This window comes from Erwinia sorbitola, assembly GCF_009738185.1.
Lineage (GTDB): Bacteria > Pseudomonadota > Gammaproteobacteria > Enterobacterales > Enterobacteriaceae > Erwinia > Erwinia sorbitola.
The window spans coordinates 1,933,702-1,948,070 of the sequence record NZ_CP046509.1; the positions used below are offsets into that span (position 1 = coordinate 1,933,702).

13 protein-coding genes are annotated in these 14,369 nt (G+C 50.3%); 6 read left to right on the top strand and 7 right to left on the bottom strand.

The window, feature by feature from the left end; genetic code table 11:
* Positions 1-24: 24 nt before the first annotated feature.
* Together lptF and lptG are read left to right on the top strand one after the other, a co-directional pair.
* Positions 25-1,095, top strand: coding sequence for an LPS export ABC transporter permease LptF (gene lptF / locus GN242_RS08660; protein WP_156287302.1), 1,071 nt, complete (start codon positions 25-27; stop codon positions 1,093-1,095).
* Entirely contained in the window at positions 1,092-2,171 is a 1,080-nt protein-coding gene (gene lptG, locus GN242_RS08665) for an LPS export ABC transporter permease LptG (RefSeq protein ID WP_156287303.1), read from the top strand. Before lptF ends, lptG begins: the two co-directional genes overlap by 4 nt.
* Before the next feature lie 8 nt (positions 2,172-2,179).
* On the opposite strand, the gene spt is transcribed toward lptG, so the two are convergent.
* The 4 genes from spt to GN242_RS08685 are packed head-to-tail and all read right to left on the bottom strand — an operon-like array spanning position 2,180 to position 6,286.
* A complete protein-coding gene (spt, locus tag GN242_RS08670; protein ID WP_154751460.1) occupies positions 2,180-3,352 on the bottom strand; it encodes a serine palmitoyltransferase in 1,173 nt (390 codons plus the stop codon).
* The gene (locus GN242_RS08675) at positions 3,339-3,599 is read right to left on the bottom strand and encodes an acyl carrier protein (protein ID WP_154751459.1); all 261 of its coding nucleotides are present in this window, start codon (positions 3,597-3,599) and stop codon (positions 3,339-3,341) included. The genes spt and GN242_RS08675 overlap by 14 nt, the downstream gene beginning before the upstream one ends.
* Before the next feature lie 31 nt (positions 3,600-3,630).
* Positions 3,631-4,545: an NAD-dependent epimerase/dehydratase family protein gene (locus GN242_RS08680; RefSeq protein WP_154751458.1), complete on the bottom strand. Its 915-nt coding sequence runs from the start codon at positions 4,543-4,545 to the stop codon at positions 3,631-3,633.
* A 4-nt stretch (positions 4,546-4,549) separates the two neighbouring features.
* The gene (locus GN242_RS08685; RefSeq protein ID WP_374189819.1) at positions 4,550-6,286 is read right to left on the bottom strand and encodes a fatty acyl-AMP ligase; all 1,737 of its coding nucleotides are present in this window, start codon (positions 6,284-6,286) and stop codon (positions 4,550-4,552) included.
* A gap of 653 nt (positions 6,287-6,939) precedes the next feature.
* On the opposite strand from GN242_RS08685, the gene GN242_RS08690 reads away from it, so the two are divergent.
* On the top strand, positions 6,940-8,070 hold the full coding sequence (locus GN242_RS08690; RefSeq protein ID WP_156287305.1) for an N-acetyltransferase: 1,131 nt from the start codon (positions 6,940-6,942) through the stop codon (positions 8,068-8,070).
* Positions 8,071-8,150: 80 nt separating this feature from the next.
* On the opposite strand, the gene ychF is transcribed toward GN242_RS08690, so the two are convergent.
* Positions 8,151-9,242: a redox-regulated ATPase YchF gene (ychF, locus tag GN242_RS08695; protein WP_154751455.1), complete on the bottom strand. Its 1,092-nt coding sequence runs from the start codon at positions 9,240-9,242 to the stop codon at positions 8,151-8,153.
* 355 nt (positions 9,243-9,597) lie between these two features.
* Here ychF and GN242_RS08700 point away from each other — a divergent pair, with 355 nt between their 5' ends.
* Both GN242_RS08700 and GN242_RS08705 read left to right on the top strand, forming a co-directional pair.
* Positions 9,598-11,079 carry a SulP family inorganic anion transporter gene (locus GN242_RS08700; RefSeq protein WP_156288237.1) on the top strand — a complete coding sequence of 494 codons (1,482 nt, stop codon included), beginning with the start codon at positions 9,598-9,600 and terminating at the stop codon, positions 11,077-11,079.
* A 137-nt stretch (positions 11,080-11,216) separates the two neighbouring features.
* Complete coding sequence (locus GN242_RS08705) at positions 11,217-11,897, top strand: EAL domain-containing protein (RefSeq protein WP_154751454.1); 681 nt, start codon at positions 11,217-11,219, stop codon at positions 11,895-11,897.
* Positions 11,898-11,946: 49 nt separating this feature from the next.
* Here GN242_RS08705 and pth read toward each other — a convergent pair whose 3' ends face one another.
* Complete coding sequence (pth, locus tag GN242_RS08710; RefSeq protein ID WP_156287306.1) at positions 11,947-12,534, bottom strand: aminoacyl-tRNA hydrolase; 588 nt, start codon at positions 12,532-12,534, stop codon at positions 11,947-11,949.
* 272 nt (positions 12,535-12,806) lie between these two features.
* On the opposite strand from pth, the gene ychH reads away from it, so the two are divergent.
* On the top strand, positions 12,807-13,094 hold the full coding sequence (ychH, locus tag GN242_RS08715; RefSeq protein ID WP_154751453.1) for a stress-induced protein YchH: 288 nt from the start codon (positions 12,807-12,809) through the stop codon (positions 13,092-13,094).
* Positions 13,095-13,126: 32 nt separating this feature from the next.
* On the opposite strand, the gene GN242_RS08720 is transcribed toward ychH, so the two are convergent.
* Positions 13,127-14,323, bottom strand: coding sequence for a GGDEF domain-containing protein (locus GN242_RS08720; RefSeq protein WP_156287307.1), 1,197 nt, complete (start codon positions 14,321-14,323; stop codon positions 13,127-13,129).
* Between the last annotated feature and the right edge of the window lie 46 nt (positions 14,324-14,369).

Sequence of the window (14,369 nt, forward strand, 5' to 3'; positions counted from 1 at the left end):
CAGGGCGTGAGAGAGGCTAACACTATGTACCTGATCGAGCGCTATATCGTAGCTCAAACCCAACGGCTGGTGCTGACCATCGTAGGTTTTCTGATCTTCATTTTTGCCAGCTACTCCGCACAACGCTATCTGACTGAGGCGGCCAATGGCACATTAACCCTGAAGGTCGTGGCTGATATTATTTTCTACAAGGTTCTGATTGCACTGGAAATGTTGCTGCCCGTTGGCCTTTACGTTTCCGTAGGCGTTGCGCTTGGTCAGCTCTATAGTGACTCGGAAATCACCGCTATTTTTGCCTCTGGCTCCAGCCCGATACGGCTCTATAAGGCGGTAATATTTCTGGCTTTACCACTTGGTATAATCGTTGCGCTGCTATCGGTGTACGTCAGGCCCTGGGCCTATCAGCAGATTTATCTGTTGGAAGGGCAGTCACAATCTGAACTGGATGTTAACCGTCTGGAACCGCGAAAATTTAATGTGAACGATGATGGCCGTATGGTGCTTGCCGCAGCGGTTGACCCGGAAACCAGCATTTTGACTGATGCGCTGATTTATACTTCCTCGGGTGATAAAAGCAGCGTGTATCGTGCCCGCAGCGTTAAAGTGACCGATCCTTCGCCTGCAACGCCGGCAGTTTTACTGCACACCGGCACCTCATATGTGCTGCAGCATCAAGGTATGGGTGATAAAGAGTCATATTATCATGAGCTTAACCTTCATCTTAAACCACAGCTGCAAAGTATTAATATCAGACGTAAGTCGTCATCAGTCATCATGCTGGCAAGATCGGTCACACCCGCAGATCGGGCGGAGTTGCAGTGGCGAGAAAGCCGTGGTGTTAACACGATTTTGATGGCGCTGTTAGCCATCCCGATGAGCCGTATTAAGCCCCGGCAGGGGCGGTTTGCGACTCTGCTTCCCCTGACGGTGCTGTTCACCCTGATATTTTACGGTGGAAATCTCTGCCGCACGCTGGTTGCTAACGGGACGTTACCCGTGATCCCGGGTGTTTGGCTGGTCTCTGTGGCGATGCTGGCAGGATTAATATTGCTGCTGGCCCGTGATTTTTCGTTACTGTCGAAATTCTTTCGATGAATATCTTTAACCGCTACTTAATACGAAATGTCTTTATTGGATTTGCCGCCGCAGCCGGGATGTTAGTGCCACTGTTTACCACCTTTAATCTGATCAATGAGCTTGATGATATCAGCCCTGGTGGATACCGCTGGACGCAGGCCATGATGGTTGTGCTGATGACCTTACCCCGCAGCGTGATTGATTTGGGGCCTTTTATAGCCCTTATCGGTGGGATTGTCGGGCTTGGCCAGCTATCAAAAACCCTTGAGCTGACGGCGATACGTACGGCAGGTTTTTCTATTTTCAGAATTGCGATGGCTATCCTGTGTGCCGGGGCGATGTTAACTATTGCACTTGGCGTACTCGATGAATGGGTCGCTTCCCCGTTGCAGCAGCGCGCGTTGCATCTGAAGAACATCGCAATGGCGCAGGGTTCTGAAGGGGATAATAATGGAAATTTACTCTGGGCCAGACGTGATAATCAATTTGCGACGGTAAAAAGTCTTGATGAACATAATCAGCCTGTGGGTATCGAGATATTTTATTACCGGCCCGATCTCTCACTGCAATCCTATATTTATGCGAAAAAAGCCACGGTGCTGAAGAGTGGAGCATGGCTTTTACAAGGGGTAAATCGAAAAAGCTGGGCGGGCAAACAAGAGCAGGGTGAGGCGCTGAGTACACTGCAATGGCCGTCGATTTTTACCCAAATGAGCCTGGCAGAACTTACTATGCCCAGCGACAGTTTTTCTGTCAGGCAGCTGTACCATTATATTCACTATCTGCAAGATACTCATCAGCCCAGTCTGGAATATAAGATCGCTTTATGGCAGAAGTTAGGACGCCCGATATTAATGCTGGCGATGATTTTAATGGCCATCCCCTTCACCTTCAGCATTCCGCGCTCACCAGGTTTAGGCAGCCGGTTAGCCACTGGCGTTATCGTCGGGCTACTGACCTATATCAGCTATCAGATTATCGTTAACTTAGGGCTGCTGTTCTCTCTTAATGCCCAGCTAACAACGCTGGCTGCGCCAACGTTACTGCTGGTTATCGCCTTAAAGCTGGTCTGCCGTTTTAATCAGCAACACTGAACAAATTATCAGCCTTTTAGTGCAGCGAAAGCCTGAATAATGGTCTCTATCTGTGCATCGGTGTGTGCTGCGTTGATGCTACAGCGCAGCAACGTTATTCCGGCCGGAGTCGCTGGCGGTAACACCAAATTCACATAGACATTGTGAGCAATCAGATCCCGCCAGACACGCAGACCTTTCTCTTTGCTGCCAATGATCACCGGAACCACCGGGCTGATATGTGGCCCGAGGTCATAACCCAGCTGCTGAAGGCCCTGATAGAGTTTGTGTGCATTATTCCACAGTTTTTTCCGTAGTTCCGGATGTTGCGCAATGGTCTGTAAAGAGGAGCGAACGGAAGCAATACTTGAAGGGGAGGGCGAGGCTGTAAAGATGTAAGGCCGGCTGCTGTAGCGCAGTACTTCCATTGCTCGCGAACCCACGGCAAAACCGCCGATAGAGGCCAGACTTTTGCTGAAGGTGCCGATAATAATATCGATATCCTCTTCAACGCCCAGCTCTTCAGCCAGGCCCCGGCCATGAGCGCCCATGACGCCAAAAGAGTGCGCTTCGTCTACCAGAATGTAACCGCCAAGGCGGCGTTTAATGTCGACAATTTCTGCCAGGGGTGCAACATCCCCCAGCATGCTATAAATACCTTCAACGATGATAAGTGCCTCACGGGCACGTTCACCCAGGCGTATCATGCGGTGTTCAAGATCGCGGGCGTCGTTGTGTCGGAAACGAATAATGGTTGCTCCGCCCAGCGTGCAGGCATCATAAATACTGGCATGGCAGTCGGCATCCAGCATTACCACTGCATTATTATCGGCAAGGGTACTGATAATACCGAGGTTAGCGGTATAGCCGGTGGAGAAGACAATGGCCGTTGGCCGGCCAAAAAAAGCGGCAATCTCCTGCTCTAACGCCAGATGTGAACCATAGCTGCCGTTTGCCATTCGCGAGCCGGTGGTGCCGGTTCCCTGTGCCGCTAATGCTGCCTGACCATCTGCAATAGCCTGTTGATTAAATGTCAGTCCCAGATAGTTATTGGTACCTGCGAGGATAATCCTCTGATGACCAATGCGACCTTCCGTTGCAGAATAGACCTCATCAATGCAGGTACCAAAGGGGTTAAGCCCGGACGTCAAAAACTCTTCCCGATGCTGCGCATAACGGGCAAATTTGTCATAAAGGGCCATAGGTTTTCTCCAGATGAGGGAGCAGAGCATCCCGCAGCTGCCCGGGAGTCCTGATATCCAACAAAATATTTATCGGAATTGGAATATCAAACCTGTCTTCTAACATCATTAAGAGATCCATCACTTTGATAGACTCAAGACCAAGTTCATCGACGAGATCGCTGTCCGGCCTTATCTCCTCTTCACTTGTTACCATACCCCGTAAGCACTCAAGGATATAATCCATTACCGCGTCACGATTTTTCATATAAACCTTTAACTTATCTATTTTCAGATGATCAAAAGGCCCCTTCACGCAGTGCGTGCTCCAGACTAATCTGTGGGAACCAATTGATCTGCCCGGATAAACACGTATTGCTGGCCGACCAGTCTTTATGGGTCAGTTCACGGATTTTATTACGGGTCAGCATCGGCTCTGATCCGACTACACGGTTTGACAGCCAGCTTATATCGGCAAAAAGTTTCAGCAGAGGTAAAGGAATGTCTATCAGCCGAACTGAACCGTGGCGTATATCCGCACCTATTTCCTGTAAGCGACGCCAGCTATATCCACCGGCGATGCCATCACAAAGCTCAAACGGCCCGAATGGATGCTGATCGGATAAAATCCACTGGCTGGCGGCAGCGGCTAAATCACTGACATGAAGAAACGACAGCCGGGCATCTGCCTCACCCAGCCGTGGCAGCAGGCCACGCAACAGCCAGCTAAATAGTGGTTTTAACTCACGATCGCCAGGCCCATACACGGCGGTAGGACGAAAGATCCCAAGTTTAATATCCGTTGCCAGCGCGGTAAGCTGCTGCTCGGCAAGATATTTTGAATGGGCGTACCAGGAGAGTTCGGGATGGCGCGCAGCGAGGGAAGAGATATACAGAAAACGCTTACAGCGCTCACTCTCTTTCGCTGCCTGCATCAGTCGTATACTGCCGTTAACATTACAGTTAATAAAACTCTCTTCTTTGTGCCCGCGAACCTGGCCTGCGCAATGTATAACGCTGTCGGCTCCCCTGACTAACTCATCAAGAGCATCGCGCTGCTCCAGAGCACCATAAACCCATGTGAGATTATTCAGCGAGCTTTCACATACATGGCGGGTCAGTGCTCTTACGTCAAATCCGCGTTCAAGCAGGTTAGCGGCAATATGCCTGCCGATAAAACCGGATACACCGGTGATTGCTACGGTGGCAGTCATTACATTATCCCGCCAGTTCAGCCTGTGGACTCAACCCGGTAAGAGCGCTCAGATAGCGCTTCTTCGCTTCAGCACGGGCGGGTTTCCCTGAGGAGGTTCGGGGCAGGCTGTGGGGCGGCAGAAGCTCAATATCAACGGCAACGCCGAACTCACTTTGAATATGCGCCATCAGCGTATGCACGATTTGCGCACGTCGTTCTTCAGAACTGACCTTGCACTGGATCTGTAAAATAATCCGGTCACCGTCATCATGATCGTGTGTATTGACGAACGCTATCGCATCGCCTGAGTGGATTTCCGGTTCCAGCTCCGCAACATATTCAATATCCTGCGGCCATATATTACGGCCACGAATAATAATCAGATCTTTCTTGCGGCCGGTGACGAACAGGCAACCATCCAGCAGATAACCTAAATCACCGGTATCCATCCAGCCATGTGCGCGAATCTCTTCCTGAGAAGCCGCATCCTGAAAATAACCGCTCATCAGGCTGGGGCCTGAGATAAAGATATGGCCGACTTTACGGTCGGGCAACCTGACGCCTTTATCACTGCGAATCTCAATGCGATGCTGAGGAAGCGCTTTGCCACAGTTTACAAATGTAGAGATGGCGCGGGTTTTTTTGCCGGGCTTCACGGCTTTACTCTGGTATTCCAGAACTGCGCGGTCGACATTGTCCACCTGGAGTCCGCTATCTGCCTGCGCAAAGCAGACGGCAAGCGTATTTTCCGCCAGGCCATAGCAGGGCATAAAAGCCTGACTGTCGAAGTTTACTTTACTGAAATATTTCCCAAACTGACTCAGCAGGGCGGCAGAAATGGGTTCGGCACCCACTCCGGCTACACGCCAGCTGGAGAGATCAATATCGGCTAACTCGTTATCGTTACTTCGGCGTAAGCATAAATCGTAGCCGAAAGGGGGGGCAACAGAGATGGTACAACGGTTTTTACTGATAAGCTTCAGCCATTGCATCGGCCGCATGGCAAAGTCCTGAGTACGTAAGTAGTCAACGGATACCTGCGTAGCGACAGGGGTTAGCATACAACCTACCAGACCCATATCGTGATAGAACGGCAGCCAGGAAATACAGCGATCCCCGCTACGTAATTTAATGCCATCATGACTGATAACGCGTAAATTAGACATCGCAGCCCGGTGAGTGATAATAACTCCTCGCGGAAATCGCGTACTGCCAGAAGTATATTGAAGGTAGGCGATGTCCTCTGGAGATGGTAACTGCAATTCAATCTCATTCTCTGGTAATGCATCCAGATTATTATTACTTAAGATGTGTATTCCATGAATGCCAATACTGGCATCACTCACCAGTGGTAACCACTCTTCGCTGCTGATAATAGCTACCGGTTGACAGTTGGATAATAATTCGTGGAGCTTAGTGATATAAGACTTTCGCTGACCAACCCCCATGGGTATAGGCAGTGGCACTGCAACTAATCCGGCATACTGGCAGGCGAAAAAAGCCTCCACGAAACCTGCATCAGTTTCAGCAATAAGTGCAACTCGATCGCCTTTTTTAAAATTCAATGATAACAGGCGCCTGGCTCCTGCAACTGCCCGCTCTTTCAATATGCGATATTCCAGCGCGGTGACAAGTTGATTGCGCCGATCGTAAAAATTCATACCTGTATTACCACCAGCGGCGTAGTCTAAGGCCTCAATTAATGAGGGGAAATCCGCATAGCGCATCGGCAAAGACTGGGTTGAGCTTGTTTTAGACATATATAACGGAGCCATAGATTTTTAATTACCAAACAGGACAGAACAGCTATGAATGGATGATGTTTTTTGCAAAAAACTATTCGTTTTTTTGATTTTCACAACTTAATTTAACCTTTGTGTTTAATTGTAAGATTACTGCCTGTATATATTAATCTACAGGTGTTGTTTATTAAATCATGCTAAATCAATTGGTTAGTAAGCGATTTCCCATGGATTGTCAAATATGCCTTTTATCGTTCTCAGGTCAGGATAGAAGTATCTTGCATATGGAGTTTTCTTGAGTGAATAGAGTAAGGTTATTATGGCCGTTCGGTTTTCAAAAGTGTATGGCTAGTTTTACAATATCAGCTGTAAAGGCATTTACTGGTAAAAATAGCCATACCTGCTTTTTAGTGTTTTGTAATACATTAATCCTGTTAAATTATCCTGGAAGGGTGGGTATAATAGAGTAAGGGATAATATATACATGCCGATATTCTTACCGTGCGGTTTACACAGTGGAATCTTAAGCCCTGTTGCGACAGGTTCCCTGAATATGGTTATTCCTTTTCCGGTTATTAGTCTGGATGGTAAAAAGCAATAAATCGCAAATACTGTTAAGCCTGCCAGGTATATTGTGTCCGCCTGATGTCAGAGCTGGATGTAAGGATTGTATGATTCATATTGAAAAGGTTCATAATAAGCATGAGCTTAATAACTTCATTGCTTTTACTTCATCATTATATTCTGATGACCCCAACTGGATTGACCCTCTCTATATTGAGCGCACGGAGCATCTCTCTGAGAAAAATCCAGGTGTCGACCATATCGAATGGCAGGCATGGGTAGCTAAAAAAGAGGGTAAGATAGTTGGAAGAATAACCGCGCAAATTGACAGCCTGCATCATGACCGTTATGGAGCAGATACCGGACATTTTGGCATGATTGATGCTATTGACGATCAGGATGTATTCAGTGCGCTATTTTTTGCGGCTGAATCCTGGCTGAAATCAAAAGGTATTCGTAAAGTAACCGGGCCGTTTGGTCTCAATATTAATCAGGAAAGTGGGTTATTGATCGAAGGTTTTGATACACCACCCTCTGCCATGATGGCTCATGGAAAGCCCTATTATGCCACCAGGGTAGAGCTGCAAGGTTATAAAAAAGGAACTGACTTGCTGGCCTACTGGATGCGGCTTAAGGATTTACACTTCCCCGTTTCCTTGCAGAAACTGATGGAAAAAGTACGCCAAAAGGTGACGATCCGGCCACTGAATCGTAAGCGTTTTGCTCATGAAATGCAGATTATGCGGCAGATCTTTAACTCTGGCTGGCAGAATAACTGGGGCTTTGTCCCGTTTACTGAGCGTGAGTTTGCCAGAATGGGCGATCAGATGAAGTTCTTCGTCCCCGACGATATGATCTACATCGCTGAGATAGACTCCTCCCCCTGTGCTTTTATCGTCGGTTTGCCCAATATTAATGAGGCCATCGCTGATTTAAAAGGGCGTCTGCTGCCGCTGGGCTGGGCAAAGCTGCTGTGGCGTCTGAAGGTGAGCGGGGTGCATACGGCGCGTGTGCCGCTGATGGGGGTGTGTCAGGAGTATCAGTTTAGCCGTTCAGGCCCGGTGATTGCGCTACTGCTTATCGAGGCATTACGCGACGCTTTTTTCCGGCAAAATATTGAAGCGTTAGAGATGTCATGGATTCTGGAGTCCAATACCGTAATGTGTACAATTCTGGAGCGGATCGGCGCTGAACCCTATAAGCGCTATCGTCTGTATGAAAAGCATCTGACTGAATGACAGAGATACAATAAAAAACCCACGCCGTAGCGTGGGTTTTATCGGTCTATTTTGTGCTGTCAGCGATGCGGGCAGCAGTATCAGACGTTGAACAGGAAGTTCATCACATCGCCATCTTTCACGATGTAATCTTTACCTTCTGAACGCATCTTACCCGCCTCTTTTGCACCCTGTTCACCTTTGTAGGTAATAAAGTCTTCAAACGCGATAGTCTGGGCGCGGATAAAGCCTTTCTCAAAGTCAGTGTGGATCTTACCGGCAGCCTGAGGGGCGGTAGCGCCAACAGGAATTGTCCATGCGCGTACTTCTTTTACGCCAGCGGTAAAGTAGGTTTGCAGGTTCAGCAGGGCATAACCGGCACGGATCACGCGGTTCAGACCGGGTTCTTCAATGCCAAGCTCGGCCATAAACTCTTCGCGATCGCCATCTTCCAGTTCAGCAATATCAGATTCAACGGCAGCACAGACCGGTACCACTACGGAACCTTCTTTCTCTGCAATTGCGCGCACTACGTCGAGGTATGGGTTATTTTCAAAACCGTCTTCGTTAACGTTAGCGATATACATGGTTGGCTTCAGAGTCAGGAAGCTCAGATAGCGGATTGCCGCTTTATCTTCATCGCTCAGATCCAGCGCGCGCAGCATACCGGCTTTCTCAAGGTGCGGCAGGCACTTCTCCAGCGCAGCCTGTTCAGCTTTTGCGTCTTTATCGCCGCCTTTGGCCTTCTTCTGTACGCGCTGCAAAGCACGCTCACAGGTGTCCAGGTCAGACAGTGCCAGTTCAGTGTTAATGGTATCGATATCGTCTGCCGGATCGACTTTATTATTTACGTGAATAATATTGTCGTTTTCGAAGCAGCGCACTACGTGACCGATAGCTTCGGTTTCACGGATGTTAGTCAGGAACTGGTTACCCAGGCCTTCACCTTTAGACGCGCCTTTCACCAGACCGGCAATATCAACGAATTCCATAGTGGTTGGCAGGATACGCTGTGGCTTAACGATCTCAGCCAGCTGGTCGAGACGTGAATCAGGCATCGGCACGACGCCGGTATTCGGCTCAATGGTACAGAACGGGAAGTTAGCTGCTTCGATGCCCGCTTTGGTTAACGCATTGAACAGTGTGGATTTACCGACGTTTGGCAGGCCCACAATACCGCATTTGAATCCCATGTTGAATCACCTTAATATCTTGATAATCAACGCACTTGTACATGCACTGATAGTGTCACAGACGGTTGTCTTAAAAGTTTCCGCGCATTATACACGTAATTTCAGCCTGGCGGCGGTTGATTTCTGAGACGAGGGCTAAGTTATCTCTTGAGATCGGCCTCACATTTTTTCATACTGACACGTCTTTACAGAATGCGGAGAACTTCACAGATGCATCGCTTGCAGCTTACGCCACCCTGAATGTTCTCCTCCCTGCGCAACCCCTGTTGCCGCCTTTCGTCGCTCTGACGAGCCTGTTGTGCGCCATATCACCTGCGGTATGGATGAACGATCACATAATAAAATTGGAAATATGATGTTTAACCTGAGCAATTTCAGGGCGAGTGACGTCAAAAATGACGTGCTGGCCGGTGCCGTGGTGTCCGTGGCGCTAATTCCGGAGGCCACTGCGTTCTCTCTGCTGGCGGGGCTGTCGCCAACTATTGGCCTGCATACCGCTTTTATTCTCGGGCTGGTGACCGCCTTCTTCGGCGGTAAGCCGGGGATGATCTCCGGCGCTGCCGGATCCATTATCGTGGTGCTGATTAGCCTGATTACCCAGCACGGCTATGAATATGTGCTGCTGGCAACCATTCTTGCCGGGCTGATTCAGCTGGCGATCGGCGTACTCCGTCTGGGTAAATTTATTCGTCTGGTGCCCCAGCCTGCAATTTACGGTTTTGTTAACGGGCTGGCGATTGTCATCATGCTGGCTCAGTTCCCGATGATTAAAGGGCAGGGGCCGGTGATGTATGCGCTGGTGGCGCTGGCGATGCTGATAGTCTGGTGGTTCCCGAAGCTGACAAAAGCGATACCGGGTTCGCTGGCGGCGCTGATTGCCATTAGTGCGCTGGCTATTGGTCTGGGGCTGGATACCAAGCGCGTCGGTGACCTTGCGGATATCTCCGGTACGCTGCCCTCATTTCATCTGCCCGCAGCTCCCTTAAGCTGGGAGACGTTAAAAATTGTGCTGCCCTATGCGGTGGTGATCGCCCTGGTCGGGCTGATAGAGTCGCTGCTGACCCTCGCCGTGCTGGATGAAATGGGCGGAAAGAAAGGCGCAGGTAATCAGGAGTGCGTGGCGCAGGGCATCGGTAACACCATTTGTGGTTTCTTCGGCAGCTTCGCCGGTTGCGCGATGATCGGCCAGTCGATTATCAATTTTACCTCTGGCGGGCGCGGGCGTATATCTAACCTGGTGGGCGCGGTGCTGCTGATTTTATTTGTCGTCAGCCTGTCGCAATACATCGCGTTGCTGCCGGTGGCGGCGCTGGCCGGAATTATGTTTGTGGTGTGCATTAACACCTTTGAGTGGAGTTCGCTGCGTCGCCTTAAGCGGATGCCGAAAGCCGATGCGGTGGTTATGGTGGCCGTCACGCTGGTGACCATTTTTACCGACCTGGCGATGGCGGTTATCTGTGGAGTTATTATCTCTGCGCTGGTTTTCGCCTGGCAGCATGCGCGCATCACTATCCTGTCGCAGTCAGAGCAGGAGGGTCAGAAGACGTATCGTCTGGAAGGGCCGCTGTTCTTTGGTTCTGCCGCCAGCTTCCAGGAGCTGTTCCACCCGGAACAGGATCCGGACAGCGTGGTGATTGATTTTGCCCGCACCCGGGTGATGGACTCCAGCGGTGTTGAGGCTATCGACAAATTAACGGCGCGCTATCTTGAAGCGGGTAAAACCCTGCGTCTGCGCCACCTCAGTGAGGATTGTGTCAGTTTGCTGCGCCAGGCGGGGCCTTTCTGTAGCCATGAACTGGATGATCCGGATTATAAAGTTGCTAGCAACGATGCCTGAACCATAAAGCTAATGCTGGCCCTGCCGATAATCTAAAAATCGTCTTTTACCGACGGCGAATACAGAATTTACTCCTATAGTTTATCTGTGCGACGATTTTATACACTGGCAGGACGCCCGTTAACTGGCCCGACGGCATGAAAAACGACTTTTTTTGTACTCCTGTTCATACGCTCACCGGTGAGCTGATTGCCATTGATCTGGGTTACCGGCCTCAGCCGGTGGCCGTAAACGGGCCGCCCGGGGCCGTATTACCCCCGTTATTGCCTCAGGATCGGTTGTTAAATCAGCTGCTGATTATTGAAGAGTACGCCGACTACTTTCGTCAGCATGGGCTGATGTGCAGCGTGGCGATTGATTTCCAGCTGGCGCGTGCGGTAACTGAGTCATCATTTATCCAGCAGATCCTCAGCCATCTGCCCTTTGTACGGCTTAAGCTCTCGGAAGATTTTCCTAATCTGCATGACGGTATGGCTAATCCGCTACTGCGTACCCTGATTGAACAGCTGAATATTTTATGGCTGGATGACCTGGGTGCTGGCGATGCCAATCTGAATGCGTTGCAGTCAAATATGTTTGAAGCGGTGAAACTTGATCGCCAGTTTTACCTTGAAAACGTTAATAAACCTTTTTTCACCGTGCTGATTAATCATATCCGTCAGTACACTAACCGGGTGATTGTTGAAGGGGTGGCCGGAGACGGGCACCTTGAGGCGCTGCGTAGTAGCAAAATCTGGGGAGTGCAGGGTTATTTCAGCCCGATGCTGACGCTGGAGAGCCTGGAGCAGGGTAACGACCAGCGCTGTCAAAATCATTAGCATCGCTGTGGCAGTGGTGCCGCAGCGATGAGCAGATAAAGAGCGCGCCTTAGCCCGCCTTGTAACTGTGCAGTCGATTCATGGCTTTCAGCCGATCCTCTTTTAACCATACCTCGGTGCAGCGCACCGCTTCATCTACGGCGTTATCAATCAGTGTCTGTTCCGCAGCCTGCGGTTTACCTAACACAAATCCCACCACTTTATTACGATCCCCCGGATGGCCGATGCCGATGCGCAGGCGGTGGAACTCCTGGTTATTACCCAGCTTGCTGATGATATCTTTAAGGCCGTTATGACCGCCGTGACCGCCACCCAGCTTGAACTTTGCCACTCCTGGCGGCAGGTCAAGCTCATCATGCGCCACTAAAATCTCTTCGGGGGCAATGCGATAGAAGGTCGCCATCGCTGCCACGGCTTTGCCGCTCAGATTCATAAATGTGGTGGGAACCAGCAGGCGCACATCTTCGCCGCCGATATTCAGACGCGCGGTATAACCGTAAAATTTGCTCTCTTCTTTTAACGACTGATTATGGCGTTCAGCCAGCAAGTCAACATACCAGGCACCAGCGTTATGGCGTGTGGCGGCGTATTCAGCGCCAGGATTGGCAAGGCCAACAATCAGTTTAATGCTGCTCACAAGTAGGTTTTCCTGAAGCGTGCGGGATGAAAACGGCTAGTTTACTGAAGCGGCTGCGAGAACTCAAAGATCTGCCGCCATTGTGATGAAAATCACAATAATTGAACAGCGTGATAATACATTTTCTATATAAAAACAGTCTGTTAAAAGTAAAGTTTTGTCAAAGATTAAGCGATAAATGTGATCGGTGACTCATCAGGCTTGTTAAACATTGCCTACACTAGAGGCTTATGGCAAGGAGTCTGCCTTTATTGACAAACTGGAGGTACGCAATGAAACGTAAACATCTACATTTGATGGGTAATACCCTGATGGTACTAGGTTTGGTGGTGATGATCGGCGGGGTGGGGTATTCGGTGCTGAACCAGCTTCCACAGCTCAACTTACCGCAGTTTATGGTGCATGGTGCTATCTTTAGTATTTTCATTGGCGCACTGTTATGGCTGGTGGGCGCGCGCATCAGCGGCCGGGAAAAAATTGCCGACCGTTACTACTGGGTACGCCACTGCGGTGAAAAACGCTGCCGCCATGGTGCCAGCCAGCATCATCTGAATCGTTAGTAAGATTAATATTTATTCTGTTGCACACCCGGTTATGCCGGGTGTGTTGCGTGGGGCTGACTGACAAGCGCTTCTTCCGCTCCCGGGGTGTCCCGCGGGCGAAAAGTTTTCACCTGATTTCTTCCTGCCGCTTTCGCCTGATATAACGCCTCATCTGCTGCGGTCATTAAGCTGTCAATATCTTCACGCTCTGGCTGACAGCTGGCAACGCCGATGCTGACCGTATATTTTACCTTCTCCGGACAAGAATCCTCCACCACCAGGCGAATGCGTTCGGCAATCTGCTCACACTCGGCTTCACCACACATCAATACTGCGGCGAACTCCTCACCTCCCAGACGGGCAAAATAGCTGTTTGCAGGCAGAAGGGCGGTAACCTGCTGGCAAAAATCGGTGAGCACCCGGTCGCCGCTGGCGTGGCCGTACTGGTCGTTTATGGTTTTGAAGTGGTCAAGGTCAAACAGCATCACCGAAACGGGCTGCTGGAGAGAGTTCCAGTTAGCATTCAGCTGGGAATTTTTCTCGAACAGTGCGCGGCGATTCCAGATCCCGGTGAGTGGATCAAGCAGTGAGGCCTGACGATAGATAATCTGCGTCCGCTCATTGACCATCGCCATCATAGTAAAGCTCAGGCCGATCACCACCAGAATAGATTCGAGAATAACGTAAACAGAGAAGGTCGAGCCGCCGATAGCACCATGCAGCGGGCTGGGTATGCCGCCGTCCAGCAGTGCGCGCAGCAGATTAAAGCCCAGGTGGATGCCCAGCAGCAGCTGCGCCGGCCACCACGTTACCGGCAGCAGAGCGCGTGCGCGATGCAGCTCCCGGAGCATCGCCGAGGTATAAATAATGCACAGCAGTGAGCTCATCAGAATGCGCAGCGGCAGGGAGTTATAAAAGGCGGGAGCCAGGCACAGCATCCCCCAGACCACCATACCCACTATCCAGAACCAGCCGCAGCGGGCACCGCGCAGCGCTCGAAATGCGTTCAGTTGCAGACCGTAAGCGCACATGACCAGCAGATTGCCGGCCACAATGGGCATAAATACAAATCCTGAGCTGCGCATGCTGCTCAGGCCTACCGCAACAATGCTTAATACCAGCGAGAGACAGTTAAATCCCAGCACTCGGTTGAACTGCGCGCCACGCCAGGCGAATACCATGATGACGCTGAGAAAAGTCAGCACATACAGTTCGCAGACAAACAGCGTATAAACGTCGAGTACCATTTAGGATTATTCCTGGAAGCAGCCATCCGGGCAAAATATCACTAAA

Bases quoted from the DNA above. Each gene is read 5' to 3' on its own strand.
- GN242_RS08690 (WP_156287305.1), top strand. From the start codon at position 6,940: ATGATTCATATTGAAAAGGTTCATAATAAGCATGAGCTTAATAACTTC.
- GN242_RS08685 (WP_374189819.1), bottom strand. From the start codon at position 6,286: ATGTCTAAAACAAGCTCAACCCAGTCTTTGCCGATGCGCTATGCGGAT.
- GN242_RS08675 (WP_154751459.1), bottom strand. From the start codon at position 3,599: ATGAAAAATCGTGACGCGGTAATGGATTATATCCTTGAGTGCTTACGG.
- spt (WP_154751460.1), bottom strand. From the start codon at position 3,352: ATGGCCCTTTATGACAAATTTGCCCGTTATGCGCAGCATCGGGAAGAG.
- ychF (WP_154751455.1), bottom strand. From the start codon at position 9,242: ATGGGATTCAAATGCGGTATTGTGGGCCTGCCAAACGTCGGTAAATCC.
- lptG (WP_156287303.1), top strand. From the start codon at position 1,092: ATGAATATCTTTAACCGCTACTTAATACGAAATGTCTTTATTGGATTT.
- GN242_RS08705 (WP_154751454.1), top strand. From the start codon at position 11,217: ATGAAAAACGACTTTTTTTGTACTCCTGTTCATACGCTCACCGGTGAG.
- GN242_RS08700 (WP_156288237.1), top strand. From the start codon at position 9,598: ATGTTTAACCTGAGCAATTTCAGGGCGAGTGACGTCAAAAATGACGTG.
- lptF (WP_156287302.1), top strand. From the start codon at position 25: ATGTACCTGATCGAGCGCTATATCGTAGCTCAAACCCAACGGCTGGTG.
- GN242_RS08720 (WP_156287307.1), bottom strand. From the start codon at position 14,323: ATGGTACTCGACGTTTATACGCTGTTTGTCTGCGAACTGTATGTGCTG.
- GN242_RS08680 (WP_154751458.1), bottom strand. From the start codon at position 4,545: ATGACTGCCACCGTAGCAATCACCGGTGTATCCGGTTTTATCGGCAGG.
- ychH (WP_154751453.1), top strand. From the start codon at position 12,807: ATGAAACGTAAACATCTACATTTGATGGGTAATACCCTGATGGTACTA.